General features: G+C 58.6%; 27 protein-coding genes. 17 read left to right on the plus strand and 10 right to left on the minus strand.

Features of this window, described 5'->3' with window-relative positions:
* Nucleotides 1-8 precede the first annotated feature (8 nt).
* The 5 genes from rpsR (at nucleotide 9) to ACR0KM_RS00385 (ending at nucleotide 3,470) form a co-directional block, all read left to right on the plus strand.
* Nucleotides 9-236, plus strand: coding sequence for a 30S ribosomal protein S18 (rpsR, locus tag ACR0KM_RS00365; protein ID WP_005982441.1), 228 nt, complete (start codon nucleotides 9-11; stop codon nucleotides 234-236).
* 12 nt (nucleotides 237-248) lie between these two features.
* A complete protein-coding gene (gene rplI, locus ACR0KM_RS00370) occupies nucleotides 249-869 on the plus strand; it encodes a 50S ribosomal protein L9 (protein ID WP_480819654.1) in 621 nt (206 codons plus the stop codon).
* 194 nt (nucleotides 870-1,063) lie between these two features.
* On the plus strand, nucleotides 1,064-1,513 hold the full coding sequence (locus ACR0KM_RS00375) for a transglycosylase SLT domain-containing protein (RefSeq protein ID WP_480857631.1): 450 nt from the start codon (nucleotides 1,064-1,066) through the stop codon (nucleotides 1,511-1,513).
* Between the two features lie 281 nt (nucleotides 1,514-1,794).
* A complete protein-coding gene (locus tag ACR0KM_RS00380) occupies nucleotides 1,795-2,496 on the plus strand; it encodes an autoinducer binding domain-containing protein (protein ID WP_480819653.1) in 702 nt (233 codons plus the stop codon).
* 119 nt (nucleotides 2,497-2,615) lie between these two features.
* Entirely contained in the window at nucleotides 2,616-3,470 is an 855-nt protein-coding gene (locus tag ACR0KM_RS00385; protein WP_480819652.1) for an acyl-homoserine-lactone synthase, read from the plus strand.
* A 97-nt stretch (nucleotides 3,471-3,567) separates the two neighbouring features.
* On the opposite strand, the gene tig is transcribed toward ACR0KM_RS00385, so the two are convergent.
* The 3 genes from tig to ACR0KM_RS00400 form a co-directional block, all read right to left on the minus strand.
* Complete coding sequence (tig, locus tag ACR0KM_RS00390; protein ID WP_480819651.1) at nucleotides 3,568-4,899, minus strand: trigger factor; 1,332 nt, start codon at nucleotides 4,897-4,899, stop codon at nucleotides 3,568-3,570.
* Between the two features lie 185 nt (nucleotides 4,900-5,084).
* Nucleotides 5,085-6,209 (minus strand): porin, encoded by a 1,125-nt coding sequence (locus tag ACR0KM_RS00395; protein WP_480857271.1) that lies wholly within the window; start codon nucleotides 6,207-6,209, stop codon nucleotides 5,085-5,087.
* Nucleotides 6,210-6,442: 233 nt separating this feature from the next.
* Nucleotides 6,443-8,035: an NAD(P)H-hydrate dehydratase gene (locus ACR0KM_RS00400; RefSeq protein WP_480857269.1), complete on the minus strand. Its 1,593-nt coding sequence runs from the start codon at nucleotides 8,033-8,035 to the stop codon at nucleotides 6,443-6,445.
* Between the two features lie 169 nt (nucleotides 8,036-8,204).
* Here ACR0KM_RS00400 and ACR0KM_RS00405 point away from each other — a divergent pair, with 169 nt between their 5' ends.
* From ACR0KM_RS00405 to ACR0KM_RS00425, 5 genes are all read left to right on the plus strand, one after another.
* Entirely contained in the window at nucleotides 8,205-8,543 is a 339-nt protein-coding gene (locus ACR0KM_RS00405) for a P-II family nitrogen regulator (RefSeq protein ID WP_480819648.1), read from the plus strand.
* Nucleotides 8,544-8,575: 32 nt separating this feature from the next.
* Nucleotides 8,576-9,982 carry a type I glutamate--ammonia ligase gene (glnA, locus tag ACR0KM_RS00410; protein ID WP_480819647.1) on the plus strand — a complete coding sequence of 469 codons (1,407 nt, stop codon included), beginning with the start codon at nucleotides 8,576-8,578 and terminating at the stop codon, nucleotides 9,980-9,982.
* A 98-nt stretch (nucleotides 9,983-10,080) separates the two neighbouring features.
* A complete protein-coding gene (locus tag ACR0KM_RS00415; RefSeq protein WP_480857266.1) occupies nucleotides 10,081-10,710 on the plus strand; it encodes an MSMEG_1061 family FMN-dependent PPOX-type flavoprotein in 630 nt (209 codons plus the stop codon).
* 29 nt (nucleotides 10,711-10,739) lie between these two features.
* Nucleotides 10,740-11,531 (plus strand): lytic murein transglycosylase, encoded by a 792-nt coding sequence (locus tag ACR0KM_RS00420; RefSeq protein ID WP_480857264.1) that lies wholly within the window; start codon nucleotides 10,740-10,742, stop codon nucleotides 11,529-11,531.
* 173 nt (nucleotides 11,532-11,704) lie between these two features.
* Nucleotides 11,705-12,637, plus strand: a complete 933-nt coding sequence (locus tag ACR0KM_RS00425) for a hypothetical protein (RefSeq protein WP_480857262.1) — start codon at nucleotides 11,705-11,707, stop codon at nucleotides 12,635-12,637.
* Between the two features lie 36 nt (nucleotides 12,638-12,673).
* On the opposite strand, the gene ACR0KM_RS00430 is transcribed toward ACR0KM_RS00425, so the two are convergent.
* The gene (locus ACR0KM_RS00430; protein ID WP_480857261.1) at nucleotides 12,674-13,417 is read right to left on the minus strand and encodes a heme-dependent oxidative N-demethylase family protein; all 744 of its coding nucleotides are present in this window, start codon (nucleotides 13,415-13,417) and stop codon (nucleotides 12,674-12,676) included.
* 124 nt (nucleotides 13,418-13,541) lie between these two features.
* Between ACR0KM_RS00430 and dddP the strand changes: the two genes are divergently transcribed.
* Nucleotides 13,542-14,885 carry a dimethylsulfonioproprionate lyase DddP gene (gene dddP, locus ACR0KM_RS00435; protein ID WP_480857628.1) on the plus strand — a complete coding sequence of 448 codons (1,344 nt, stop codon included), beginning with the start codon at nucleotides 13,542-13,544 and terminating at the stop codon, nucleotides 14,883-14,885.
* On the opposite strand, the gene ACR0KM_RS00440 is transcribed toward dddP, so the two are convergent.
* Nucleotides 14,882-15,082 (minus strand): hypothetical protein, encoded by a 201-nt coding sequence (locus ACR0KM_RS00440; protein ID WP_480857259.1) that lies wholly within the window; start codon nucleotides 15,080-15,082, stop codon nucleotides 14,882-14,884. The genes dddP and ACR0KM_RS00440 overlap by 4 nt on opposite strands.
* A gap of 238 nt (nucleotides 15,083-15,320) precedes the next feature.
* Between ACR0KM_RS00440 and ACR0KM_RS00445 the strand changes: the two genes are divergently transcribed.
* Nucleotides 15,321-16,535: a bifunctional alpha/beta hydrolase/OsmC family protein gene (locus ACR0KM_RS00445; protein WP_480819641.1), complete on the plus strand. Its 1,215-nt coding sequence runs from the start codon at nucleotides 15,321-15,323 to the stop codon at nucleotides 16,533-16,535.
* Between the two features lie 17 nt (nucleotides 16,536-16,552).
* Here ACR0KM_RS00445 and ACR0KM_RS00450 read toward each other — a convergent pair whose 3' ends face one another.
* Nucleotides 16,553-16,888: a hypothetical protein gene (locus ACR0KM_RS00450; protein ID WP_480857257.1), complete on the minus strand. Its 336-nt coding sequence runs from the start codon at nucleotides 16,886-16,888 to the stop codon at nucleotides 16,553-16,555.
* 153 nt (nucleotides 16,889-17,041) lie between these two features.
* On the opposite strand from ACR0KM_RS00450, the gene ACR0KM_RS00455 reads away from it, so the two are divergent.
* Entirely contained in the window at nucleotides 17,042-17,221 is a 180-nt protein-coding gene (locus ACR0KM_RS00455) for a hypothetical protein (RefSeq protein WP_480857256.1), read from the plus strand.
* 189 nt (nucleotides 17,222-17,410) lie between these two features.
* Here ACR0KM_RS00455 and ACR0KM_RS00460 read toward each other — a convergent pair whose 3' ends face one another.
* From ACR0KM_RS00460 to ACR0KM_RS00470, 3 genes are all read right to left on the minus strand, one after another.
* The gene (locus ACR0KM_RS00460) at nucleotides 17,411-17,887 is read right to left on the minus strand and encodes a hypothetical protein (protein ID WP_480819638.1); all 477 of its coding nucleotides are present in this window, start codon (nucleotides 17,885-17,887) and stop codon (nucleotides 17,411-17,413) included.
* Nucleotides 17,888-18,106: 219 nt separating this feature from the next.
* Nucleotides 18,107-18,694: a biotin transporter BioY gene (locus tag ACR0KM_RS00465; protein ID WP_480857254.1), complete on the minus strand. Its 588-nt coding sequence runs from the start codon at nucleotides 18,692-18,694 to the stop codon at nucleotides 18,107-18,109.
* Between the two features lie 75 nt (nucleotides 18,695-18,769).
* Nucleotides 18,770-19,192: a DUF6314 family protein gene (locus ACR0KM_RS00470; protein WP_480819636.1), complete on the minus strand. Its 423-nt coding sequence runs from the start codon at nucleotides 19,190-19,192 to the stop codon at nucleotides 18,770-18,772.
* A gap of 144 nt (nucleotides 19,193-19,336) precedes the next feature.
* Here ACR0KM_RS00470 and purB point away from each other — a divergent pair, with 144 nt between their 5' ends.
* From purB to ACR0KM_RS00490, 4 genes are all read left to right on the plus strand, one after another.
* Nucleotides 19,337-20,641: an adenylosuccinate lyase gene (purB, locus tag ACR0KM_RS00475; RefSeq protein WP_480819635.1), complete on the plus strand. Its 1,305-nt coding sequence runs from the start codon at nucleotides 19,337-19,339 to the stop codon at nucleotides 20,639-20,641.
* Nucleotides 20,642-20,826: 185 nt separating this feature from the next.
* Nucleotides 20,827-21,369 carry a tetratricopeptide repeat protein gene (locus ACR0KM_RS00480; protein WP_480857252.1) on the plus strand — a complete coding sequence of 181 codons (543 nt, stop codon included), beginning with the start codon at nucleotides 20,827-20,829 and terminating at the stop codon, nucleotides 21,367-21,369.
* A gap of 66 nt (nucleotides 21,370-21,435) precedes the next feature.
* Nucleotides 21,436-22,530 carry a flagellar motor switch protein FliG gene (locus tag ACR0KM_RS00485; RefSeq protein ID WP_480819633.1) on the plus strand — a complete coding sequence of 365 codons (1,095 nt, stop codon included), beginning with the start codon at nucleotides 21,436-21,438 and terminating at the stop codon, nucleotides 22,528-22,530.
* 72 nt (nucleotides 22,531-22,602) lie between these two features.
* On the plus strand, nucleotides 22,603-23,526 hold the full coding sequence (locus ACR0KM_RS00490) for a lysophospholipid acyltransferase family protein (RefSeq protein ID WP_480819632.1): 924 nt from the start codon (nucleotides 22,603-22,605) through the stop codon (nucleotides 23,524-23,526).
* Here the strand turns inward: ACR0KM_RS00490 and ACR0KM_RS00495 are convergent, their stop codons facing one another.
* Nucleotides 23,527-24,225 (minus strand): DUF1223 domain-containing protein, encoded by a 699-nt coding sequence (locus tag ACR0KM_RS00495; protein WP_480857250.1) that lies wholly within the window; start codon nucleotides 24,223-24,225, stop codon nucleotides 23,527-23,529.
* Nucleotides 24,226-24,350 lie beyond the last annotated feature (125 nt).

Raw genomic sequence — 24,350 nt, forward strand, 5'->3', positions numbered from 1 at the left:
CTTAAACCATGGCCGCAAAACCATTTTTCCGCCGCCGCAAGGTCTGCCCGTTCTCGGGCGACAACGCGCCGAAGATCGACTACAAAGACACCCGTCTGCTGCAGCGCTACATCTCTGAGCGTGGCAAGATCGTACCTTCGCGCATCACCGCCGTTTCGGCGAAAAAGCAGCGTGAACTGGCCCGTGCTATCAAGCGCGCCCGCTTCCTCGCCCTGCTGCCCTACGCCGTGAAGTAAGGAGAGACTGACATGCAAGTTATCCTGCTGGAACGCGTTGCGAAACTGGGTCAGATGGGCGACGTCGTTGACGTCAAGCCCGGCTACGCCCGCAACTTCCTGCTGCCCCAAGGCAAAGCGCTGAGCGCGTCCGAGTCGAACATCGCCTCGTTCGAAGCCCAGAAAGCACAGCTTGAGGCCCGCAACCTGGAAACCAAGAAAGAAGCTGAAGCACTGGCTGAAAAGCTGGACGGCCAGCAGTTCATCGTGATTCGCTCGGCATCGGATGCCGGCGCTCTGTACGGCTCGGTCACCCCGCGTGACGCGGCAGATGCTGCAACCGAAGCTGGTTTCACCGTCGACAAGAAACAGATTGCCCTGATCGCACCGATCAAGGAACTGGGTCTGCACTCGCTGGCAGTCAAACTGCACCCCGAGGTCGAGGTCGAGATCCAGATGAACGTTGCCCGTTCGGAAGAAGAAGCCGAACTGCAGGCATCGGGTAAATCGATTCAGGAACTGGCTGCTGAAGAAGAAGCCGCTGCTGAATTCGAGATCGCCGAACTGTTCGACGATATCGGCTCGGCCGCTTCGGACGACGAAGAGCTGGTTGCAGAAGAAGCACCGGCTGAGGAAGACGAAGCTAAAGCCTGATCTGACACAGCTTTGCACTTTGCAAGAGCCACGCGTTTGCGTGGCTCTTTTCTTTCATAGCTACCGGCACGGCAGAAATCGGCCCCGAACGTCAGCACGACCTTGCGATCGGTCGCATGATCCATATCATCGGCCCTTGCAAAACCGGAGTTTCCCCTATGCCCCCTCTTCTTCGTCGTAAAGTGCTGGCCCTTATGATTGCAGCCCCCCTCGTTGCCTGCGGCGGTCCTGACACACCGACGCGTCAGGATACCTTCGATCCACCGCTCTATCCCAACGAAACGCCTGAGCTGCGTGCCTCGATCAACAAATGGGCAGATCATTACGAACTGCCGCGCGAATTGGTGCACAAACTGGCTATCCGCGAAAGCACACACCGCCCATGGGCCGTGAACCGCCCCTATTACGGGCTGCTGCAGATTCTACCCGCCACCGCCCGGTCGATGGGCTACACCGGCAATGCGCAAGGCCTGCTGGACGCGGATACCAATCTAGAGTTTGCGGGAAAATACCTGCGCGGGGCCTGGCTATTGTCGGACGGAGATCAGAAACGCGCGATCTTTCTTTACGCCAAAGGATACTACCCTGAGGCGAAAGCACGCGGCATGTTGGTCGAAACAGGTCTGGTTTCCGCCACAAAATAGGCATCATTTTCGCGAATTTAATGATTAAAGCTCGTACATAACCACTCAAATACAGCAGCGGACACCATGGCTGACACAGACAAACCCCAACAAATCCCCTATGTGGGGGAAAAATAGATGTGCATGAATGGCACATTTTCCCCTAAAAGGCAGACATTTCCCACATCTTCTTGTCATAATTTGGGAAATGTGATGTGCTATGTGACGTCAGGGAAAGCACTATCCTTTTTCCTGGCCAAAGGGATCCGCCCGCTCACTCGGGTCTAGCTGGTCGTTACCGTATGGATATTGTTGATCTCAGCACCCTTCCCGAACAGGACTCTCGCTATGATGAGTTCCTGCGCCAGGTCTGTGACAAATACGAGATGGACCACGCAGCCTATGCCGGCATGAACCCTGCAGCGGGTACGATCCATGGCCATGTGACCTATGGCGATGACTGGAAAAACCACTATCAGGAGCAAGGCCTGCACCTGATCGACCCGACCCTGCACATGAGCCAACGCAGCATCGCGCCCGTCGACTGGAGCCGCCTTGAACGCGGCAAGGATTTCCAGCGCGTGTTTCGTGACGCGCATGATTTTGGCATCCCAGATCAGGGCGTTACCATTCCTGTACGCGGCCCATATGGTGACATCGGCTTGCTCAGTGCGACCCGCGATTGCAGCCGCGAGGAATGGAAGAAGCTTGTGCCAAATGTGATCAGCGATCTGCAGTCTCTGGCTGTCCACATTCATGACAACGTGATGACATCGGACACCATCAGTCGGATGTTGTACCACCCGACGCTCTCAAGTCGCGAACTTGAGATTTTGCAATGGGCCGCTGCAGGCAAATCGCAACAGGATATTGGTGACATTCTGTCGATTTCACACCGAACGGTTGAGGTCCACTTGCGCTCTTCGCGCGAAAAGCTTAATGCACTCACAACGCCGCAGGCCGTGGGCCGCGCGATTGGAATCGGGCTAATCTACCCGGGCTAAAGCAAAATTCTGCCAAAATCTGACCCAAAAAAGCCCAGATTACGGGAAACCCCCAATAGATTCGCCCTGAAATCCGAGTAACGTCTTATCCACAGACAGATCACTCGAAGGGGGTTACAATGATTTTGGTAGTTGATGGGCTGAACAGACATCTGTTCACCGAAGTTCTTGACGATATGTTCGAACTGCGCGCCCGTGTTTTTGGCGGACGTCTTGGATGGGACGTTCACATTGAAGACGGTAAAGAAATCGACCAGTTCGACCATCTGGATCCTGCATACGTAATCGGTCTCGACGATGAGGGGAACGTCGTGGCCGCAGTACGTGCATTGCAGACCACCGGGCCGCACATGCTATCGGATGTGTTCTCGGATATTCTTTGCGGCGAGGCGCCGATGCGCAGTGCGACCATGTGGGAATCCACGCGCTTCTGCGTCGACACGCAGCGCTTGACACGCGGGAAAGAGAAAAACTCGGTCTCTTATGCGACCTGTGAGTTGATGATCGGATCACTGGAATATTGCCGCAACGCAGGTATCCAGGACATCATCACCGTCATCGACCCGGTCATGAACCGTGTTCTGAAACGGTCGAACTGTGCGCCGTACGACTATGTCGGCGAGACCGTTCCGATGGGCAAAGTTCCGGCCATGGCAGCCCTGCTTGATTGCAGCGAGGAACGGATTTCCGGATTGCGTGATTTTGCAGACATCCACCACGATGTCTTTATCGACGAAGATGCTGCGCTGGAAATGTTCGAAGCCAAGAAGGCCGAAAAGCTCAGCCCGGCGAACCGAGACCACAAGCCGCTCACAGATCTCGAGAAGTACTTTGTCGAGCAGATGAGTGCGGCAAAAACGGAAGAAGAACGGCAGGCAGTGCTGAAACTGATCGAGGCCCTGTCAGATACGTTCACCACAGAGCAAAAGACCGCTCTGTTACAGACCCCCCGTGCTTTTGCTCATGAGGCCTGACCCCCTCACCTCATAGTACAAAGCCACCCATGCGGAGCCGTCCTATTTCCAGACGGCTCCGCTTTTTTTATGCCCCCCTTGCGGGGAAGGAAGAGGATTATTCCTCTTCCAGCGCTTCCACGGCTTTTTGCAGGTCGTCTTTGCTGACCTCTTTGTCGGTGACCTGCGCCAGTTCGAACACGTAGTCGACGACCTTGTCTTCGAAGATCGGTGCGCGCAGTTGCTGCTGCATCTGGGCATTCTGCTGCACGAACTCAAAGAACTGGCGTTCCTGGCCCGGGTACTGGCGTGCCTGGTTCATGATCGCCTGCGTCATCTCGGCATCCGACACTTCAACTTCTGCCTTCTGACCAAGTTCGGCCAGAAGCAGGCCCAGACGCACGCGGCGTTCGGCCAGTTTGTTGTGCTCGTCGGTGGGCTCGATCGGATCGTGGTCGTGGCCTTCCACATCCGGGTTTTCCTCGTGCCACAGCTGGTGTGCAATCTGTTTGGCTTCTGCTTCCACCAGCGACGGCGGCAGGTCAAAGGTCACTTTGACATCCAGTGCATCCAGCAGGCCGCGCTTCATCACCGCGCGCGACGCGCCAGCGTATTCGGCTTCCAGACGTTCAGCAATTTGCGCCTTCAACCCGTCCAGATCCTCGGCGCCAAATTTCTTGGCCAGCTCGTCGTCGATCTCAGCTGCAACGGGTTCCTTCACCTCCTTGATGGTGCAGGTGAATACGGCGTCTTTGCCGGCCAGGTGCTCGGCCCCGTATTCTTCGGGGAAGGTGACGTTAACATCTTTTTCTTCCTCGGCCTTCACACCAACCAGCTGCTCTTCAAAGCCTGGGATGAAGCTGTTCGAGCCCAGAACCAGCGGATAGTCTTCCGCAGAACCGCCTTCGAACTCTTCGCCGTCAACCTTGCCCACAAAGTCGAATACGATCTGGTCGCCGTCTTTCGCCTTGGACCCTTTGCGACGCGATTTGAAGTTCTGAGCGGTCTCGGCCAGATTGCCAAGCGCTTCTTCGACGGCTGCATCGTCGGCTTTGACGACCAGCTTTTCCAGCTCGACCGATTTCAGGTCAACTTCCGGGATTTCAGGCAGCGCCTCATAGGACATTGCGACCTCAACGTCGTCGCCTTCTTTCCAGTCCTCGTTGGTCATCTTGACCTCGGGCTGCAGCGCAGGGCGGTCACCGCTGTCTTCAAAGTGCTTGTTCATCGCACCGTCGATGGTTTCCTGCATGGCTTCGCCCAACAGACGCTGGCCGAACTGCTTTTTCAGCAGCGCCATCGGCACCTTGCCTTTGCGGAAACCCTTCATTTCGATTTCCGGCTGCGCTTCGGTCAGTTTCTCGTTGACCTTGTCGTCCAGCTCGGCTGCGGTAACGACGATGTTGTAACCGCGTTTCAGACCTTCGTTCAGCGTCTCGGTAACCTGCATTATGGTAGTCCCCATAGGATTCGGGGCGCGCAAAACGGGCGCGCCGGGCAAATTTGACGCCTTCTATTTGCCCAGCCCCCTACGTGCAAGGGGGCAATGCCCTTATCGGTCTTGTTTTGCCGCCGATTTGAACAAAAAAACGCCCCGGCTGCAGAGGATGCGCAAACTTCGCAGAGGACGCAGGCTCAGAACCTCCAGCGCGCGCCCAGAACCCACGCCTCGTTCTCGTCGAAGTCGATGGTGTCGTCAAAATCGTGGTTGCGATATTTCAGATAGGCGTCTGTGTTGATGCTGTCGATCCGCTGCACAACGGCAATGCCCCAGGACTTGGTGCTGGAGCCGGCGTTCTCAAAATCCGACCCGTCGAAATAGTCGATACCAATACCTGTCTTGCCCCAGGCCACCCAGTCGGCTTCGTAAGCCAGTTTCGCATACCAATAGTCCGGATCGCTTGCGCCAGCAGCCGTGTCATCACGCGATCCCAACGCAGCCGTGACGCTGAAACCGCTTGGCAAGAGGACCGAGGCCGACCCGATCGTATCCCTCCGCTCGCCCGATCCGTCGTCAAAGTCGCGCACTGCGTAGGCGAGGCTCGCGGCGAACTCGACTCCATTGGCGAAAGTGTTGCCGTACGACAAAGCGATGTCGTAGTAGTCATCGCCATCGCTGCTGGACAGGATGTTCTGACCATAGGCAATCGCTGCCGAGAACCCATTGAAATCCGGCGTATCGTAGCGGATGCGCCCGCGGCGCGCGCCATCGAAGTTGCTTGCTGAATCGCCCACCGTGATATCGCTCAGCACACCATCCGAGCCACGATAGAAAAACGCGCCGTTTTCGTCGTTGGTGAAGGAATACAGGGCTGTTCCGACATAAGACAGATCCGTTTCAGCAGCACCATCCGAGGCCATACTGCCCTGCCCGGCTGAAAACCGGCCATATGCACCCGCCAAAGAGAAATCGACATGGCGGATGTCTTCCCGTGACCAACCATCCGCGTTGGTTCCGTCCTGATTGGCCGTTCCTGTGCTCGGCAAACCCAGGCCGGTTTCAAAGCGGAACATAAACTCATTGGCACCATAAGGCTGCATCAATCGAAGACCCACCCGACTGTTGGACAGGTCATTGTCCAGCAGCCGCGTCTCGGTCTCGGCTCCGTCATCTACCGACACGATCGCCGGGTGCAACTGTCCGTACAGCAGCACATAGCCGCCCGAGTTGTTTTCATATTTCAGTTCGGCCAAAGCCGGCATCGCGGTAGTCGCGACCAGAAATGTAGCCACCGTAGAACGTTGGAATATGTGCGCCATATCGATCACCATCAAAATTCCGCATTTCGCGCTCGGCCCGAAACGCGGCAGTTGAAATGCAGGCGGTCATATGTCGGTCAAGGGTCAGGCTTGCGCCGTGCGGTCGACTTACCTGTTACAGATTTCGCCACCGCGCCCTTGGTCCAGCAGATAGCCGCGAGACACCTTGGGCAAACCAGCCACACAGGTGGTTTTGGCACCCTACGTGCCAGAACATTCTTTTCACAAAATAATTAAATATCAAGTTGTTTGAATAATATGGGCATTTGCTCAGGCAGGTCTTCCGCGATCAGCCCAGATCCAAACAGCCGCGCGCACTCGACATGCAGCCACGCAGCTGCGGTGGCCGCATCGATCGGCGCTTGCCCGCGCGCAAGTAAACCCGTGACAAACCCGGCCAGCACATCGCCAGAGCCCGCAGTGGCAAGCCACGGTGCCGCCCGCTCGTACATGGCGGCATTCACAAAGACGCGCCCATCCGGCGCAGCGATGACCGTATCGGCGCCTTTGAAAAGCACGACGCACCCTGCGCGCCGCGCCGCAGCGCGGGTTGCATCGACTTTTGAATACCCCGGCCCGATATCCGCGACGGCCTTCATCTTTTCCGCAATATCAGGAAATAGGCGCGCGAATTCGCCCGCATGCGGGGTTATTACGCAAAGCGCGTGCAACTGCCCAAACAAGCTCTGCGGATCGTCGGCGAACGCGGTTAATGCATCTGCGTCCAGAACAATGGGCCTCTGCGCGGCCAGGGCGACCGGAACCAGTGTTCGCGCACGCTCCAGCCCCAGACCGGGTCCCAGGCAAAGCGCATTCAAGCGTGCGTCCGCCAAGATCTCTGCAAGGCCGTCAGCATCCTCGACGCGCTGCATCATCAATGCCGTGATGTGGCTGGCAACCTCCATCTGCGCCGAAGGCGGCACACCAAGCGACACCAAGCCCGCCCCGATCCGCAAAGCGCCCCGCGCAGCAAGGCGGGCAGCACCAGTCTTGCCCATACCCCCCGCAAGGAGGAACGCGTGGCCATGCGCATATTTATGATCATGTTCGGTCTTGCCGAGGTTCGAACCGGTCGGGCGTTTGGCAGAGCGCGCAATTTCTGCATCGTCTGAGCCATGGTGTAGCCCAATGTCTTTGACAACCAACCGGCCACACATCGCTGGCCCGTCCGCCAAGACATGCCCAAGCTTGCGCGCATGAAATGAAACCGTCAAAGCAGAGCGCGCACATCGGCGCCCGTGCTGAGGAAATGCACCACCCAGCACTTTCCCCGAATCCGAGCACAGCCCCGATGGCAGGTCAATGGCCACCGTTCGCGGAGCCGTGATCTGATTGCCTGCCCCATTCTCTCGCATGTCCCACGCATCGGCCGCATCATCGTGCAGCCAAAGATGCTCCCACAACACCGGGTCATCGATTGGCCGCGCCAGGCCAGTGCCGAACAGTGCGTCGATCGAAAGGTCGGGGTGCTGAGCCTGCGGGCTAATCGGGTCCGTCGGGTTTAATGTGGGTCCGGCCCAACGTTCATAGTTGACCCTGGCATCCGGTGGCAGCTTGGCCGGATCACCGTAAAGAATGACCTCAACCGCCCAGCCCAGGTCTTTCAGCAAGCGCGCCACGACAAAACCGTCGCCACCATTGTTCCCCGGCCCGCACAACACCGTCGCGCGACCGTCGCTTTGCGCCAGCTCCGGCCATTCCTCGAAAATCGCATCCAAAACGCCCCGTCCGGCTCGTTCCATCAGTTCAAGCCCGGTCACCTCGCCCGCGTCAATCGCCGCACGCTCACAAGCGCGCATCTGTGCAGCGGTCAGCAATTCTGTCATCCCAAATCCTCGCGCGATTCAGTTTTGATTACTATTTATGCAAAGAGTTCAAAAATTAATCTTTCGCACATATTCCGCGCACCTCTTTCCAAGCAATACAGTAATCGGATTGCTGCACAATCCCAGACGTGATCAGTGCGGTCCAGACAACCATGCAAGGTGACCCGGAATGAAAAAGATCGAAGCGATCATCAAACCGTTCAAACTGGACGAAGTGAAAGAGGCGCTGCAGGACGTGGGCATCCAGGGCCTCAGCGTGATCGAGGTGAAGGGTTTCGGTCGCCAGAAAGGTCACACCGAACTGTATCGTGGTGCAGAGTATGTTGTCGACTTCCTGCCCAAGGTGAAGGTCGAAGTCGTGCTGGATGACGACCAGGTCGACGCCGCGATCGAGGCCATCGTCGGTGCCGCAAAGACCGACAAGATCGGGGATGGCAAAATCTTTGTCTCGCCCGTCGAACAAGCCATTCGCATCCGTACCGGCGAGTCCGGTTCGGAAGCCCTGTAACGTATCATCTTCAAATCAGAGGAAACAAGAGAATGAGCAAGGACGCAGTTCTTCAGCTGATCCGGGACGAAGACGCAGATTACGTCGACATCCGCTTTACCGATCCGCGCGGCAAGCTTCAGCACGTGACGATCATGGCCGATCAGGTCGACGAAGACTTTCTGGAAGAGGGCTTTATGTTCGACGGCTCGTCCATCGCGGGCTGGAAGTCGATCGAAGCATCCGACATGAAGTTGATGCCCGACACCGACAGCGCCTATGTCGATCCGTTCTACGCAGAGAAAACCATCTGCCTGCACTGCTCGGTTGTTGAGCCCGACACCGGCGAGGCCTACGAGCGCGATCCCCGTGGTACAGCGCAGAAGGCCGAAGCCTACCTAAAAGCGTCCGGTATCGGCGACGTCGCCTATATGGGTCCCGAGGCCGAGTTCTTCTTGTTCGATGACGTCCGCTTCTCGAACAGTATCAACAAGGTATCTTACGAAGTTGATGCGACCGACGCGTCGTGGAACACCGACACCGAATACGAAATGGGCAACATGGGCCACCGCCCTGGCGTCAAGGGCGGCTACTTCCCGGTCAACCCGATTGACGAAAGCCAGGACCTGCGTTCGGAAATGCTGTCGACCATGAAGCGTCTGGGCATGAAAGTGGACAAACACCACCACGAGGTCGCGTCCTGTCAGCACGAACTGGGTCTGATCTTCGACAGCCTGACCAAGCAGGCCGACGAGTTGCAGAAGTACAAGTACGTCATCCACAACGTTGCACACGCCTACGGCAAATCGGCCACCTTCATGCCGAAGCCGATCGCAGGTGACAACGGCACCGGCATGCACGTGAACATGTCGATCTGGAAAGACGGCAAGCCTTTGTTCGCTGGTGACAAATACGCCGATCTGTCGGACGAAGCGCTGTACTTCATCGGTGGCATCCTGAAGCACGCCAAAACGCTGAACGCCTTCACCAACCCGGCGACCAACAGCTACAAGCGTCTGATCCCCGGTTTTGAGGCCCCCGTTCTGCGCGCCTACTCGGCCCGCAACCGTTCGGGTTGTGTCCGTATTCCGTGGACCGAAAGCCCGAAAGCCAAGCGCGTCGAGGCTCGCTTCCCCGATCCGGCAGCAAACCCCTATCTGGCGTTTGCCGCGCTGCTGATGGCAGGTCTGGACGGCATCAAGAACAAGATCGATCCGGGCGAAGCCATGGACAAGAACCTGTACGATCTGCCTGCCGAAGAACTGGCCGACATCCCGACCGTTTGCGGCAGCTTGCGTGAAGCTCTGGAAGCTCTGGCATCCGATCACGACTTCCTGCTGCAGGGCGACGTGTTCACCAAAGACCAGATCGACGGCTACATCGCACTGAAGATGGAAGAGGTCGAAACCTACGAGCACACTCCGCACCCTGTAGAATACGGTCTGTACTACAGCTGCTGATCCAGAATTTTCGACGAAAATTCTTGCAAGGGCGTCCAATCGGACGCCCTTGTTTCATTTGACACGATCTTCCACACTGCTCCGCAGGAGGAGATCGCATGGACGCTGAATTCTCGAATTTCGTGACCACCACAGAAGAGCTCGAGCGCATCACCGGCGCGCCCCTGCCGCAAATCATCGCCAAGGAAGTGCCCGCACTGGATCAGATGTGTCGTGATTTCATCGCGACCTCGCCATTTTGTCTGATCGCATCGGCCAATCCGGCCGGACACCTTGATATTTCACCGCGCGGTGATCCCGCGGGTTTCGTTCGGGTGCACTCTGACACCTTGATCGCGATCCCGGATCGCCCTGGCAACAAGCGCGTGGATACGTTTCACAACGTTCTGCAGGACCCAAGAGTCAGCGTGATTTTCTTTGTTCCCGGCAAGATGGAGACACTGCGTCTGCGGGGCACGGCCCAGATATGCGCCGACCCTGACCTTCTAAAGTCGATGGCTGTCAACGTGCACGCGCCCAAGCTGGCACTGTTGATCCGCGTCCAGACCGTCTTTGCGCACTGCCCCAAATGCGTCGTCCGCGCGAACCTGTGGCAGCCCGAGGCCTGGCCAGACTCCTCCGGCCTGCCCAATATGAATGCGATGATGGTCAAACACGCCAAAATCGACAAAACCCCGGATGAATGGTTCGAAAGCCTGAAAGCCGCCGGGGAATTGGACCTTTATTAACCTTTCATTTTTGTACGTTGGATCTCATCATGCTTCGCCTTTTCCTTCTTACACTCGCACTGATCAGCCCGAACCTTGCGATCGCTGCCCCATGCGGCAATACCAGCGCCGGGTTCAATGCCTGGAAACAGGATTTTGCAAAACAGGCCAAACGCGCGGGTGTGAAAAAGAAAGGCCTGCAGGCGCTGGCTCAGACCAGATACGAAACGCGAACCATCGCGGCGGATCGCAATCAGAAAAGCTTCAGATACTCGCTCGACAAGTTCATGCAGGTAAGGGGCGCGAATACGATCGTCGCACAGGGGCGCAAGCGCAAAGCCCGCAACCCCCAATTCTACGCGGCGCTCGAACGCCAATATGGGGTGCCCGCCGGCGTTCTGATTGCCATCCATGGTATGGAAACCGGGTTCGGGAACTTCATGGGCGACAGCCCAGTTGTTTCAGCAATCACCACTTTGGCCTATGATTGTCGACGGTCCGACTTCTTCATCCCGCATGCCATCGGGGCGCTGAAACTGGTTGATCGGGGCAGCATCACAATGGCGACAAAAGGGGCAAAACATGGCGAGCTGGGCCACACGCAGTTCCTGCCCGGCAATGCCCTGACTTATGGCGTTGACGCCACCGGGGACCGTCAGGTCGACTTTTACAACATGACCGATGCACTGGCATCGACCGCAAATTTTCTTCGCAAGAAAGGGTGGAAGCCAGGAAAAGGCTACCAGCCCGGAGAGCCGAATTTCGCGGTGATCCAACAGTGGAACGCCGCGTCAGTCTATCAGCAATCCATCGCAATCATGGCATGGCGAATCGACAACTGACCGCGCCCAAGCTCTGACATAGGCGAACCCGATTTCAGCCACATTCCTGCCACAGACATTAACCGGACCCTTTAGTTTCTTGGTTTCCAAAGCGTAATCAATGTCGGAAATTTCTGACTTTTCTCCCGCATTGCCAAAATTTGCCCCACATCGCCCGTTAATCTGGGCTGAGAATGACTACGGCAAAGGAACACGTTGTGACCGCAAAGCTGATGTATCATGGTGGCCTGCAGTTTGATGGCCCTGCAGACGGCGCGCTCGAACGGTTCTGCGAGGTCGTTACCACAACGCTTCAGGACTACGGCCACCTGATCGAACGCAAAACCGACCTCAGCGCCAACGAGACCAGCATTGTCACCAGCCAGTACCTGGTGCGTCTGACACTGGACGCGACCCAGGACGAAGCTGAAGGGTCCCATCACCAGCGGATGGACCGTGCAGCGGGATTGCAGACCATGGATCGCCCCGTTGTGACGCTGCCGGAAAACCGGTTGGCAATAACAATCTGCCCGGTCTCTTCCCTGCTGGATGACACTGAAATCTCTGAACTGATGCTGGTCGTCATTCTTTATCGGATGGTGGATATCTGTTCGACCCAGCGCGTCGAATGGCTGTCGCCGAAAACGGTGCTGACAGTAGAGCAATTCATGAGTGCGTTCGATTCAATTGCTCCGCGTAAACCGCGAGATCGCAAGCAGATTTTCGAAGCCATCAGCGGTCCGTTTGCGGGGCTCAGCCTCTCGGACTTCGATGAACCCGCGCCCGCTCCCAAAGTGCAAGCCGCCCGCCCAATCCAGTTGAGCGATGAACAGCTGCTCAGCATCGCCTTTCGCACTGAAACAGAGGTGCCAACGCCCGCGAATGATCCGGACCAGATTGCCGAAACCAGTGAACGGCCCAGCGATATCCTCAGGCTCACAAGCTGGGGAATGACAGGTGCTGTCGCCAGTGTCTCGGCACCCATCGCGATCTCTCTGGCGGCCGTTAATCTGATCCGCGGAGAGGACTTTCGCCTGAATACACAGGTGCTGGCGTTCACCATGGCCATCTTCGGATTGCATTCGACCAACGCCTTTGCCGAGGTGGCCAGCGTCCTTGGCATCTAAAGAAACGACCCAAGACCCTCCTAGGAGGCCCCGCCGTCAGGCGGGGTCTTCCGTTTCCCGGAAGCGGCTGGCCGGCAAAACATAAGTGTGGATTGCAAAGACGACGGCCCGCGTCTCGGGCAAGCGCAGAAGAGTCTGGCGCTCGCTGCGCAGATAGCGGGCCGTGCCCCTGCCGCGCGGGTCGCGGCGCTGATGCATGCTGCGGGGCTGGAACAGTTCGGCATCGTGATACCACAACGCGTTGAACCGCCACAGCGGGCGACCGGGCTGGATGCCATCAAACAACCGTTGCACCCGCCGCGCGATATTGGCGTCGTAAGTGTCCACCGGCTGATGTATCGCAACCAGCGGGCGCATGAATTTCTCGGACAAGGACCAACTGGCCGGGAAGCACAGGATTGCACCCGTCAACATATGCTCGTCGTCTTGCTTCTGCAGAATACAGAAATCCTCCTGCACCAATTGGCACAGCGTTTCCAGCGGCCGCGACCTGTCCAGCGTGACCTGAACACCGTCGGGTCGGCGCACCAGATCAGAGCCGCCCGGATAGGTCTGTTTCAGAACCAGATTCAGCAGCTCTTGCGCCGGTTCCAAGGCCGCAGGGCTTTGCGCCAGAACCTCGGGCTTGCGGTTGGCCAGAAGCTCCGCCCGCTTTTGCATCTGTGCCGCAAAAGCGTCGTCCCGGTGCAGCCAAGTGTCAGGGTCGGCGGGTCGTATACCCGGCAAAGGGTTCGGGGCCAGCGGGTCGTAGGGGATATCTTGCTGTAAAATCACCGTCATGACCAAGCCATAGCAGTCCCTCCCTGGCCTGTCGGTCAAAAAGCGACCCGCTTGCGGTCGCAAATTTTCAAGACGCCGCGTTGCGCGCTTTGCAGGCTGGTCTGGCATGCAGAAAGGCCCAGCCGTGAACAGCCCCTATCGCGATACCCGCAAAATCGACCCGACCAAAGGCGCCACCCTTGGGGATGGCACCCCCAACGACAATGACCGGATCGAGATCGGGCCGACTCAGCTGGCCTTCGGCGAATGGGCGGCCGCCGGGCTGACGCTTCCGAACCTGGAACAGATGCGCAGATTTCGATGGGAACGACTGACGCAGGGCATCGTCGATCGGAATTGGGGTGGAGTACTGCTTTTTGACCCGCTGAATATCCGCTATGCAACCGACAGCACCAATATGCAGCTGTGGAACACCCACAACCCGTTTCGGGCGGTACTGGTCTGTGCCGACGGATATATGGTGATCTGGGACTATAAGAACTCACCTTTCCTGACGACATTCAACCCGCTGGTACGTGAGCAACGCTCGGGTGCGGACCTGTTCTATTTCGACCGCGGCGACAAGATCGACATCGCCGCTGATGTGTTCTCGAACGAGGTGCGGGCGCTGATCAACGAACATGGCGGTGGCAATATGCGGCTGGGCGTGGACAAGATCATGCTGCACGGGCTGCGCGCGCTCGAGGCGCAGGGCTTCGACGTCATGGAAGGTGAAGAACTCACCGAAAAAACCCGCGCCATCAAAGGGCCAGACGAAATCCTTGCCATGCGCTGCGCCAGCCACGCTTGCGAAACGGCCGTGGCTGAAATGGAGCGCTTTGCCCGCGCCAATGTCGGCGACGGGAAAACATCCGAGGATGACATCTGGGCCGTTTTGCACACCGAGAACATCCGGCGTGGCGGTGAATGGATCGAAACACGACTGCTGGCATCGGGGCCGAGGACCAACCCCTGGTTTCAGGAATGCGGCCCCCGGATCACGCGACAGAACGAGATTATTGCCTTTGATACCGATCTGATCGGCTCGTACGGCATTTGCGTCGATATCTCACGCACCTGGTGGATCGGCGATCAGAAGCCGCGCCCGGACATGATCTACGCGATGCAGCATGCGCATGAACACATCATGACGAACATGGAGATGTTGAAACCCGGTGTCATGATCCCGGAACTAACCGCGAATGCACATCGTCTGGACGAAAAGTTTCAGGCTCAGAAATATGGTTGCCTGATGCATGGGGTGGGCCTGTGTGATGAATGGCCGCTGGTCGCCTATCCCGACAAGGCCGTCGAGGGGGCGTATGATTATCCTCTCGAACCCGGCATGGTCCTGTGCGTCGAAGCCGCCGTGGGCGAAGTCGGTGGGGATTTCTCGATCAAGCTGGAAGATCAGGTTCTGATCACCGAGGACGGGTATGAGAACCTGACCAAGTACCCCTTTGACACACAACTGATGGGCTTGGGCTAAAACGAACCGTTCCGGCCCCAATCCGACCGTTTGACATTGCCGTGCCAGTCCTCTGGTGCGGTCACAGCGCCTTGAGAAGGCTCCACAACCGGCCAGCTCTGCCCAAGCGCAAAACCAACTGCGCCCGCAAGCAAAAGCGCAGCAATGATCCCCGGATGCAGTGTTGATCTGGACGATATATTCGGTGCGTATGCCATGAAAACCTCCGTTTCACGTCTGTTGGCTGAATATAACTTGGGCTGTATCGATAGATTATTAAAATGAATGTTTTTTGAATTTAACATCACCAATAATGATACAAAAACTGCAATCTCTCGGTCAGCCACAAAGCTAAAATGTCAAATCCTCACCTTACCGTGACGCTTCTGACATAGGGGTTGAGAGAACCTGCGCTAGGACACAGTATTGGCCCGGTCCCAACACCAAGGAATACCCATGGCCACCGAACGCATTACCTTTGCCGGTCACGACGGCAGCCAATTGGCCGCGCGCCTTGACCTGCCGGACGGGCCCGTTCTGGCAACAGCCCTGTTTGCACATTGCTTTACCTGCTCCAAGGATATCCCGGCGGCACGGCGCATCTCGGCGCGCCTTGCGGCCATGGGCATCGCTGTGCTGCGCTTTGACTTTACCGGGCTGGGTCATTCTGGAGGGGAGTTCGCGAACACCACATTCACCTCGAATGTCGAAGATCTGATCGCGGCGGCGCAGTATCTGGCCGGGCGCGATATGGCCCCCGCTTTGTTGATCGGGCATTCGCTGGGTGGGGCTGCGGTGCTGCGCGCGCGCGCTGGCATTCCTTCGGTCAAGGCCGTGGTGACACTGGGTGCTCCTGCTGATCCCGGCCATGTCTCGCATCACTTCGAAGCTGCCTTACCCGAGATCGAGGCCGAAGGCAGCGCCGAGGTCTCGCTGGGCGGACGCCCATTCCGCATCGGCAAAGCCTTTGTCGACGACATCTCGGAGGCGGCGCTGAACACCGCCATCGCCGAGTTGAAGGCCGCGCTGCTGATCCTGCACGCCCCGCGCGATGAGACCGTCAGTATCGACAATGCCAGCACCATCTTTCTGACCGCAAAACACCCCAAAAGCTTTGTTACACTTGATGACGCCGACCACCTGATCACACGCGCTGCGGACGCAGAATATGCCGCTGATGTCATTGCGGCATGGGTGTCGCGCTATGTCAAACTCAGCCCGCCTGCCCCGCCGCCGGGGGCACCCGAAGGAGTCGTCCGGGTGACCGAGGCTGATCCTGCGGGTTTTCTGCAGGACATCCAGTCCGGCCCACGTCATCACGCGGTGGCGGATGAACCTGCCTCTTATGGCGGGACCGATCGGGGCATGTCACCCTATGGCTTCGTATCATCGGGCTTGGGGGCCTGCACCTCGATGACAATCCGCATGTATGCGCGTCGCAAACGCTGGCCCCTGACCGGGATCGCCGTGGATGTCTGCCACGACAAGGTACATGCACAGGATGCGGGCCTTGCGAATGCGGGCAAGGTGGATCTGTTCCGCCGGAAAATCAGGCTCGAAGGTCCCCTCGATTCAGAGCAAAAGGCGAAACTTCTGGAGATCGCCGACAGATGCCCGGTGCATCGCACTCTGGAAGGATCAGCGCAGATCACGACCGAATTGCTGTCGTAGCGCCTGCAACGCGCGACTCAGAGCGCCTTCCATTCGGTGTGGTGGCGCTCTCTACGACTATTCGCACCAAGCCCGCGTTTCACGCGTCCCACGGCGGTGATCCTGTAATGGCAGCCGCGCTGATCGTAGGTGACCTCTATATACGCGCGTCGGATATCTTTACCGAAAGGTCCGCCGGGGCGACCGGCAAAGCCGAATTCGCCCATGCGTTCTTCGATCTCTTCAACGGTGTCCTCAGGAAGAGCCTGCGGGGTCAGATTGATCCGATACGGGTTGGGAAACCCGATATTAGGCACAATAAGTATACCGCAGAACGCTGCGGCTATGGCTCTTAACTGTTCTTCAGTCAGCATCGTCGACTCCATCTTACTGGGATCGAGCGGGCCGCTGGTTCACGCGCTGATCTGACCCTACAGGTGGTCAGCCGGACCCGCCCATAGGGTATAGTACCACAGATGGTGGTTTTCGCTCAAAACACGCGGGCGGGTCCGGGTCAGGGGTCGCGCATGCAGCCCCTGTGGGTCAACGTCGCCGGGGTGTCGGACGATGGATCGGCGGGCGCGCTGCAGGGGGGCGCGCGACGGGCGGGCGCGGACGCGACGGGGGTTTCCCGATCGGCGGCTTTGGTCGCTGGGGCGGCTTCGAAACCGGCGGCTTTGGGCGGTCGGGCCGATCTGGACGGTTGATATCCACGTCAACGTTCACGTTGCGATCATGATAATAGTCGTTCCAAAGCATCGAGTCGTAGAACGGGTCATACCCATATCCGACCCCGACCGTAACACCGTCACACGCGCTCAGCGTAAGGGTTGCAACGCCAAGCCCGAGCGCAATGACCGAGCGTTTGAACAATTTGCGTGTCATCCGAACCTCCGTCACTGCACGGGTCGGAACGATGCAAAGACATCGTTCAGATCATCTACATATGCCGGATCAGCCCCGTCGCGCAGGATTGACACCGCTACGGCCACGCGGTCGCCTGGCAGATCAATGATAGCAGCGGTGAAATTGACCCCGCGCCCATCGCGCCTGCCAGTCCCCCGGATCACACGCGCCGGACGCCCACCTATACTGGTTTCGCTGGTGCTGGTGATGGCAGGAGCGTTGACCAGAAACTTGTCGATATCCTCGAGATACCGAATGCCGCCCTGAATATCGGCCACCCCGGCGGGTGAGACAAAACCCATCCAGACGCTGTCATCCGTTAACGGCCTGATCCCCATCACGCGCGTAACGGCGCGGGTATCGCCCAGTTCGGTATCTTCAATCTCGCGCGGACCACCCGTGCGGACGGCCCAGAAATCTGGCACTTCAAACCGAAACAGAGCGCGTCCATCGTCGGTGTAGGTCACCGGCGTGTCTGCTGCGGCGCCACCCGCAACCCAAAGCGCTGCGCAAAGAGCAGATGTTGAAAACAATCGAATATGCATATCTCAATAACCTGATGATGTCTCGGGGATCAGATTGAACCTTCATTGTTGCGGTTGTCCAGCATGACGTTGAACCGGCACGAAAAAACCCGCACCCGAGGTATCTCGGATGCGGGTTTCGATGTCACGATCCGGTGTGGATCAGGCGCGGGCGTTGCCCACCAGCTTCCACACGGCGGGGATCAGCAGCGCGGCCAGCGCCAGCTTGATCGCATCACCCAGCAGGAACGGTGTCAGGCCCCATTCCAGGATCGGCTTGTCCCAGCCATACAGCTGACCCAGCCACAGCAGGCCGGGCACATAGATCAGTACGTTGGCCAGAACCAGCGCCAGCGCCAGTTTTCCAACCGAACGGTCCCAGCCGCGCGCGGCCAGAGTTCCCAGGGCCAAGGTGGCGAGGACATACCCGACCAGATAACCGCCAGTGCCGCCCATCATGTATGTCAGGCCGAATTTCTCAGCCGAAGAGCCTGCGAACACGTCAAAGCCCAGCGCGCCAACCAGCAGGTAACCCATCATGGTGACCAGACCCAGACGCGCGCCATAGGCGGTGCCAATGGTCAGCACTGCAAAGGTGCCCATGGTGATCGGAACCGGCCACATCGGAACTTTGATCTTGGCGGCAACGGCCAGGGCAACGATGCCCAGAACAACCAGTACAGCCTGTTTGACGCGCAGCGCCGTCCCCTCGCGCGGGCCAATCGCGTTGGCCAATACGTTCGCATTCATTTTGTTTTCTCCAGTTGCGGACCTATTTGCAGTGCAGCAATGCCCGTTCCGGGCCGATGCTGCAAGATGATTACGCTATCGCCGCGTATATTTGGTCTCCATTTCATAGGATTTTCGCGGTCCCGACACCGACCAGCGGACCGTCCAGCGCGGCCATCCCGAGAAGTCGTATAATGCATCATAGCTGTCGGGCGGGCAATCATGATGATCCTCGGCCCGGTCCTGTCCCAGTTGCAGCGCGTGAAAATACCGGTCGTCGTCGAAATGTATCGCGATCCGGCCCGCCGCCTGATGCCACAGGTATCGACGCGTTCCCGTCATCTCGGGCTGCCCAGGGATACGCAGCGTGACGGTCTCGTCATAGATCAAGCCGTCGCCCTCAGGTCGCAGAACCGCGCTGCCGTCGGCGTGAACCACCTGCCCCGCGCGTCTGTCGTTTATAACGCGCGTCAGCGCCCACTGCCCCTCGAATTCTGATAATCGGGCCGGGGCTGTCATGCCGAGCGCCCGTCTTGCCGGTCCGAGCGGGAAAAAATCAGGGCAAACCGTCTCATAACAGCACTCGCGCCTTGTTCCGATCTGAATGCGCGGCTAAACCCCGCGCCAACGCCTCATCCCAATCACAAAAAGGTGCTGCCGCCAATGATTCCCCGCTATTCCCGCCCTGACATGGTCGCCATCTGGTCGCCCGAGACCAAGTTCCGCATCTGGTACGAGATTGAGGCGCATGCCTGCGACGCCATGGCCGATCTGGGCGTGATCCCGCGCGAAAATGCCGAGGCCGTCTGGAAAGCCAAGGATGTTGAGTTCGACGTAGCCCGCATCGACGAGATCGAGGCCGTCACCAAACATGACGTCATCGCCTTCCTCACCCATCTGGCCGAGCATGTGGGCAGCGACGAGGCACGCTTTGTGCATCAGGGCATGACCAGCTCGGATGTGCTGGACACCTGTTTCAACGTGCAGCTGACCCGCGCCGCCGACATTCTGATCGCCGATCTCGAAGGTCTGCTGGCCGCCCTGAAACGCCGCGCTTACGAGCATAAGGAAACCGTCCGCATCGGACGCAGCCACGGCATCCACGCCGAGCCGACCACGATGGGCCTGACCTTCGCCCGTTTCTACGCCGAGATGGACCGCAACCTGTCCCGCATGCGCGATGCCCGTGCGGAAATCGCCACCGGCGCGATCAGCGGCGCGGTTGGCACCTTCGCCAATATCGACCCTCAGGTCGAGGAACACGTCTGCGACAAGCTGGGGCTGGTGCCCGAGCCAATCAGCACGCAAGTCATCCCCCGCGACCGTCACGCGGCCTTCTTTGCCACGTTGGGCGTGATCGCCAGCAGCATCGAAAATATCGCCATCGAGGTGCGCCACATGCAGCGGACCGAGGTGCTGGAGGCCGAGGAGTTCTTCTCGAAAGGTCAAAAGGGCTCATCCGCGATGCCGCACAAGCGCAACCCTGTTCTGACCGAAAACCTGACCGGTCTGGCGCGTCTGGTCCGCATGGCCGTCGTGCCCGCGATGGAGAACGTGGCCCTCTGGCACGAGCGTGACATCTCGCACTCGTCGGTCGAACGCAACATCGGCCCCGACGCCACGATCACGCTGGACTTCGCGCTGGCGCGCCTGACCAGCGTGGTAGACAAGCTGGTCGTCTACCCCGAAAACATGCTGGCCAACATGAACAAGTTCCGCGGTCTGGTGATGAGCCAGCGCGTGCTGCTGGCCCTGACCCAGGCCGGTGTCAGCCGCGAAGACGCTTATCGTCTGGTCCAGCGCAACGCGATGAAGGTCTGGGAAGAAGGCAAAGATTTCAAAACCGAGCTTCTGGCTGACGCAGACGTGACCGCCGCGCTGAGCGCCGAAGAGATCGAGGAGAAGTTCGATCTGGGCTATCACACCAAACACGTCGACACCATTTTCTCTCGTGTTTTCGGTGACTAAGGGCTAATTTTTAAAGCAATGGCCCGCGTTGCATCGCGCTGCGCGGGCCTTTGTCTTTTCCGTAGAAAAGCACCCGTTTCCTTTGGGATTTGCCCGGTTGTGAATAAAAGCGATCAGCGAGTTGTTAGCTTTTGTACAGAACACACTATGCTTCACCTAAGCAGCTCAACGAACGGAGACCAACCATGCGCCTCGTACTCGCGTCCGCCATTGCCCTTCAGGCCTTTACTTTCGCCCCCATGGTTCATGCCGCAGGCGGCGGCGACAGCAGCCCGCCCAAGCCGACCAACACCACGAAGAAATGCCTGTTCGGCCGCGTCTACGACGAAGCTGCTGGCCGGTGTGTGAAGCCGAACCAATCCAATTTCACCCAAGATCAGCTGTACGAAGCCGTGCGCGAACTGGCCTATGACGGGCAGTTCGAGAATGCTCAGGGTATTCTACGCATCATGGATCAGGAAGATGACCGGGTTCAGACCTACTGGGGCTTCACCTATCGCAAGATGGGCGAGCTTGAGCTGGCAAATGCCTTCTACCAGAAAGCCATCGACAGCAACCCTGACAACATTCTGGCCCGCAGCTACATGGGTCAGGGCTTTGTCGCCGAGGGCAAGACCGAGCTGGCCATCGCCCAGTGGCGCGAAATCAAGGCCCGTGGCGGCGAAGGCACCTGGGCCGAGGCGTCCCTGCGCGAGGCGATCCGCACCGGGCTGACTTACAGCTACTGAGTTTCAGGGTTTCTTTACCCGACTCGCTCTATCCTGCCTGCAACGCGAATTAGGCATTGCAGGCAGATGCAGGATACACACGCATTGGTACAGATGGCACCGGGGGCTGCGGCCCCTGTTGCTGATCGGGATGACGGGCCACCACGGGTCGTGCCCCGTACGCTGAGCAGCAGGGAAAAAGCGGCGGTCGTGGTGAGACTGCTGTTGAACGAAGGCGCGGATATCCCGCTTGAGGAACTGCCCGATGCCCTGCAAGAAAAGCTGACCCACCAACTGGGCCAGATGGGTCTTGTTGACCGGGTGACACTGGCCGCTGTCGCACAGGAATTCGCGGATGCACTTGACGGTGTGGGACTGTCTTTCCCGCATGGCTTGGCAGGGGCCTTGGATGCTGTAAATGGCAAAATTGCACCAGCCACCGCCGCTCGGCTGCGCAAGCTGGCTGGTGTGCGCCAAATCGGCGATCCGTGGCAACGCCTGCGCGAAGTTCCACCCGAAGAACTCGCTGAAATGGCCAAGGCCGAAAGCACCGAGGTGGCGGCGGTGATGCTCTCGAAGCTGGAAACAGCTTCGGCGGCGCAATTGCTGAGCCACCTGCCCGGGCCTACGGCGCGGCGTATCACCTATGCGGTCTCGAAAACCGCGAATGTCACACCGGAGGCAGTGGAACGCATCGGCTGGTCGCTGGCCGCGCAGTTGGACCAGCGCCCGACACCCGCGTTTCGCGATGGCCCGGGCGCGCGCGTCGGGGCGATTCTCAACCAATCCGCCGCCGCGACTCGCGATGGCCTGTTGACCGCGCTGGATGAAGAAGACGCCGATTTCGCAAGCAGCGTGCGGCAGTCGATATTTATCTTTGCGCATATCCCCAGCCGCATTCAGTCGCGCGACATTCCGGCGATCCTGCGCGGCGTGGACCAGCCGGCGTTGGTCACCGCCCTAGCGGGGGCAAGCACCGAAGACGATGCAGCTGCGGTCGAATTCATGCTGTCGAACATGTCGTCGCGTATGGCGGACAATCTGCGCGAAGAGATGGCGGATCGCGGCAAGGTCAAGCAATCCGAGGCAGAAGAGGCCATGGCACAGATCGTAGCGGCCATTCGCGCGTTGCTGGACGACGGGACCATTGCGCTTGTCGAGACTGCCGAGGACGACGCCTAGCCCCACTTGTGATCAAACAACGGGGCCTGTATGTCTGGTCGCGCAGTTCACAACACCCAGGTGTCCCTCCCCATGCCCGTCGAAAAGTCGGAACTGAGCCGGTTTGAGCTTGGAAAATACTACGTTGCCAACCTGTTTCTGAAAGCTGTGATCGGCGGAATGCGCCTGTTGCCCTATGAGCGGCGCATTGGTGCGATGGGGGCTTTGACCCGCTGGCTGGCTCCTGTCGTGGGGTTCAGCACACGGGTGCGGCGCAATCTGAAACTCACCTGCCCCGATCTGCCCGAGGATGAGGTCAAGCGTATCTGCCGCGCCGTACCCGACAACGCCGGGCGTGCCATCATGGAACATTTCTCGGCCGATGGGTTCATCGACCGGCAGAGCAAGGCCAAAGTATCTGGCTCGGGGATTGAGGCGTTTGACAAGGCGGTGGCCGAGGGCAAGCCGGTGATGATGATCACCGCGCATTTCGGGCATTATCTGGCTGCACGCGTCGCGCTGCAGGCGCGCAGCGGTCAGCCGATCGGGTGTCTCTATCGGCGCATGGCCAATCCCTATTTCAACGAAATGTATGTCGACGCCTTCTATCAGACCGGCGCCCCGATGTTCGAACAGGGTCGCCGCGGCATGGTCGAGATGGTCCGGTCGCTGAAAAAGGGCGGCATCATTGCGATCGTGTCAGACCTGCACGCCCATGGCGGAGAAGAGCTGACATTCTTTGGCAAACCCGCCGTCACCTCGGTTCTGAATGCCGAACTGGCCATCAAGTACAACGCGGTGCTGATCCCGGTTTACGCCGTGCGTCAGCCCAACGGTATCGATTTCGAGATCGTGTTGCACGACCCCGTCCCCCACACCGATCCGAAGACCATGACCCAGTTCACCAATGACGACCTTGAGGCCATGGTGCGGCAGAACATGGGTCAGTGGTTCTGGATTCACCGCCGCTGGAAAGCGTGGAAAAAGCTGGGGGTTCAGCCTCAGGACATGCCCTGATCACTCGACCCGTGTCGCGGCCACGATTGGCCCGTGGCCGACCCGCTGGATCAACACGACAGCGGGAAAATCTCCGGTCAGGGAAGTCCTGAATTCCTGCGGTGCAACACCGTCCCAGTGCCCGGCGATCTGCCAGCTTTCGACCACATTGGCATAATCCAGTTCGTGCCCTGCCAACTCTCCGCGCCGGATCGATGCGTGGCGCATGGGCGAGTATTGCACCACGCGTACCTCATAGGTCTGGCCCGCAGGCAGTTCGACCGGGGCGACATCCACAACCAGATCATCGCCGGTGCGTTTGGCACTGACCTCTGCCTCGGGTGCAGCGGTAAGATGGGCGGTGATCAAACGATCCAGTTCACCCGCTTTCGCCCCCACAACGTCCTGCTGGCCGTTCACCACCATTTGCGGCGTATAGATCATCGAGCGCCCGCCCTCGCGCGCATAGGCGCGCTGGCGCAAGGTGTGATCCGGTTTGGCGTATTCGTCTTTCCAGCCGATGTAGTCCCAATAATCCACATGCAACGCCAGACCGATGACGTCCTCGCGTTGTGCCAGCTGCTCCATGATTCGATCCGCAGGCGGGCAGGATGAACAGCCCTGCGAGGTGAACAGCTCGACGACCACAGGATCTGTCTCGGCCGTGGCGGCGGTAACAAAGAGTGTGGCAATAGCGGTGAGTGCGGCGGATCTGAGCATGAAATCTCTCGGTCTGGTCGGCGTTGGGAAATGTCTAAACCGGTTTGCACTCAACCACCAATCAAGGTTTCTTGAGAGTTCTGCAGCAGAATTTCGCAAATATGTGTGCGATGGTATACAAAAAT

The sequence above is a fragment of the Ruegeria sp. G10 genome, from assembly GCF_056533645.1.

What these genes read in the sequence shown, in the direction of transcription:
- rpsR (WP_005982441.1), top strand. Translation starts at nt 9, where the DNA reads ATGGCCGCAAAACCATTTTTCCGCCGCCGCAAGGTCTGCCCGTTCTCG.
- rplI (WP_480819654.1), top strand. Translation starts at nt 249, where the DNA reads ATGCAAGTTATCCTGCTGGAACGCGTTGCGAAACTGGGTCAGATGGGC.
- ACR0KM_RS00375 (WP_480857631.1), top strand. Translation starts at nt 1,064, where the DNA reads ATGATTGCAGCCCCCCTCGTTGCCTGCGGCGGTCCTGACACACCGACG.
- ACR0KM_RS00380 (WP_480819653.1), top strand. Translation starts at nt 1,795, where the DNA reads ATGGATATTGTTGATCTCAGCACCCTTCCCGAACAGGACTCTCGCTAT.
- ACR0KM_RS00385 (WP_480819652.1), top strand. Translation starts at nt 2,616, where the DNA reads ATGATTTTGGTAGTTGATGGGCTGAACAGACATCTGTTCACCGAAGTT.
- tig (WP_480819651.1), bottom strand. Translation starts at nt 4,899, where the DNA reads ATGCAGGTTACCGAGACGCTGAACGAAGGTCTGAAACGCGGTTACAAC.
- ACR0KM_RS00395 (WP_480857271.1), bottom strand. Translation starts at nt 6,209, where the DNA reads ATGGCGCACATATTCCAACGTTCTACGGTGGCTACATTTCTGGTCGCG.
- ACR0KM_RS00400 (WP_480857269.1), bottom strand. Translation starts at nt 8,035, where the DNA reads ATGACAGAATTGCTGACCGCTGCACAGATGCGCGCTTGTGAGCGTGCG.
- ACR0KM_RS00405 (WP_480819648.1), top strand. Translation starts at nt 8,205, where the DNA reads ATGAAAAAGATCGAAGCGATCATCAAACCGTTCAAACTGGACGAAGTG.
- glnA (WP_480819647.1), top strand. Translation starts at nt 8,576, where the DNA reads ATGAGCAAGGACGCAGTTCTTCAGCTGATCCGGGACGAAGACGCAGAT.
- ACR0KM_RS00415 (WP_480857266.1), top strand. Translation starts at nt 10,081, where the DNA reads ATGGACGCTGAATTCTCGAATTTCGTGACCACCACAGAAGAGCTCGAG.
- ACR0KM_RS00420 (WP_480857264.1), top strand. Translation starts at nt 10,740, where the DNA reads ATGCTTCGCCTTTTCCTTCTTACACTCGCACTGATCAGCCCGAACCTT.
- ACR0KM_RS00425 (WP_480857262.1), top strand. Translation starts at nt 11,705, where the DNA reads ATGACTACGGCAAAGGAACACGTTGTGACCGCAAAGCTGATGTATCAT.
- ACR0KM_RS00430 (WP_480857261.1), bottom strand. Translation starts at nt 13,417, where the DNA reads ATGACGGTGATTTTACAGCAAGATATCCCCTACGACCCGCTGGCCCCG.
- ACR0KM_RS00440 (WP_480857259.1), bottom strand. Translation starts at nt 15,082, where the DNA reads ATGGCATACGCACCGAATATATCGTCCAGATCAACACTGCATCCGGGG.
- ACR0KM_RS00445 (WP_480819641.1), top strand. Translation starts at nt 15,321, where the DNA reads ATGGCCACCGAACGCATTACCTTTGCCGGTCACGACGGCAGCCAATTG.
- ACR0KM_RS00450 (WP_480857257.1), bottom strand. Translation starts at nt 16,888, where the DNA reads ATGCTGACTGAAGAACAGTTAAGAGCCATAGCCGCAGCGTTCTGCGGT.
- ACR0KM_RS00455 (WP_480857256.1), top strand. Translation starts at nt 17,042, where the DNA reads ATGCAGCCCCTGTGGGTCAACGTCGCCGGGGTGTCGGACGATGGATCG.
- ACR0KM_RS00465 (WP_480857254.1), bottom strand. Translation starts at nt 18,694, where the DNA reads ATGAATGCGAACGTATTGGCCAACGCGATTGGCCCGCGCGAGGGGACG.
- ACR0KM_RS00470 (WP_480819636.1), bottom strand. Translation starts at nt 19,192, where the DNA reads ATGACAGCCCCGGCCCGATTATCAGAATTCGAGGGGCAGTGGGCGCTG.
- purB (WP_480819635.1), top strand. Translation starts at nt 19,337, where the DNA reads ATGATTCCCCGCTATTCCCGCCCTGACATGGTCGCCATCTGGTCGCCC.
- ACR0KM_RS00480 (WP_480857252.1), top strand. Translation starts at nt 20,827, where the DNA reads ATGCGCCTCGTACTCGCGTCCGCCATTGCCCTTCAGGCCTTTACTTTC.
- ACR0KM_RS00485 (WP_480819633.1), top strand. Translation starts at nt 21,436, where the DNA reads ATGCAGGATACACACGCATTGGTACAGATGGCACCGGGGGCTGCGGCC.
- ACR0KM_RS00490 (WP_480819632.1), top strand. Translation starts at nt 22,603, where the DNA reads ATGCCCGTCGAAAAGTCGGAACTGAGCCGGTTTGAGCTTGGAAAATAC.
- ACR0KM_RS00495 (WP_480857250.1), bottom strand. Translation starts at nt 24,225, where the DNA reads ATGCTCAGATCCGCCGCACTCACCGCTATTGCCACACTCTTTGTTACC.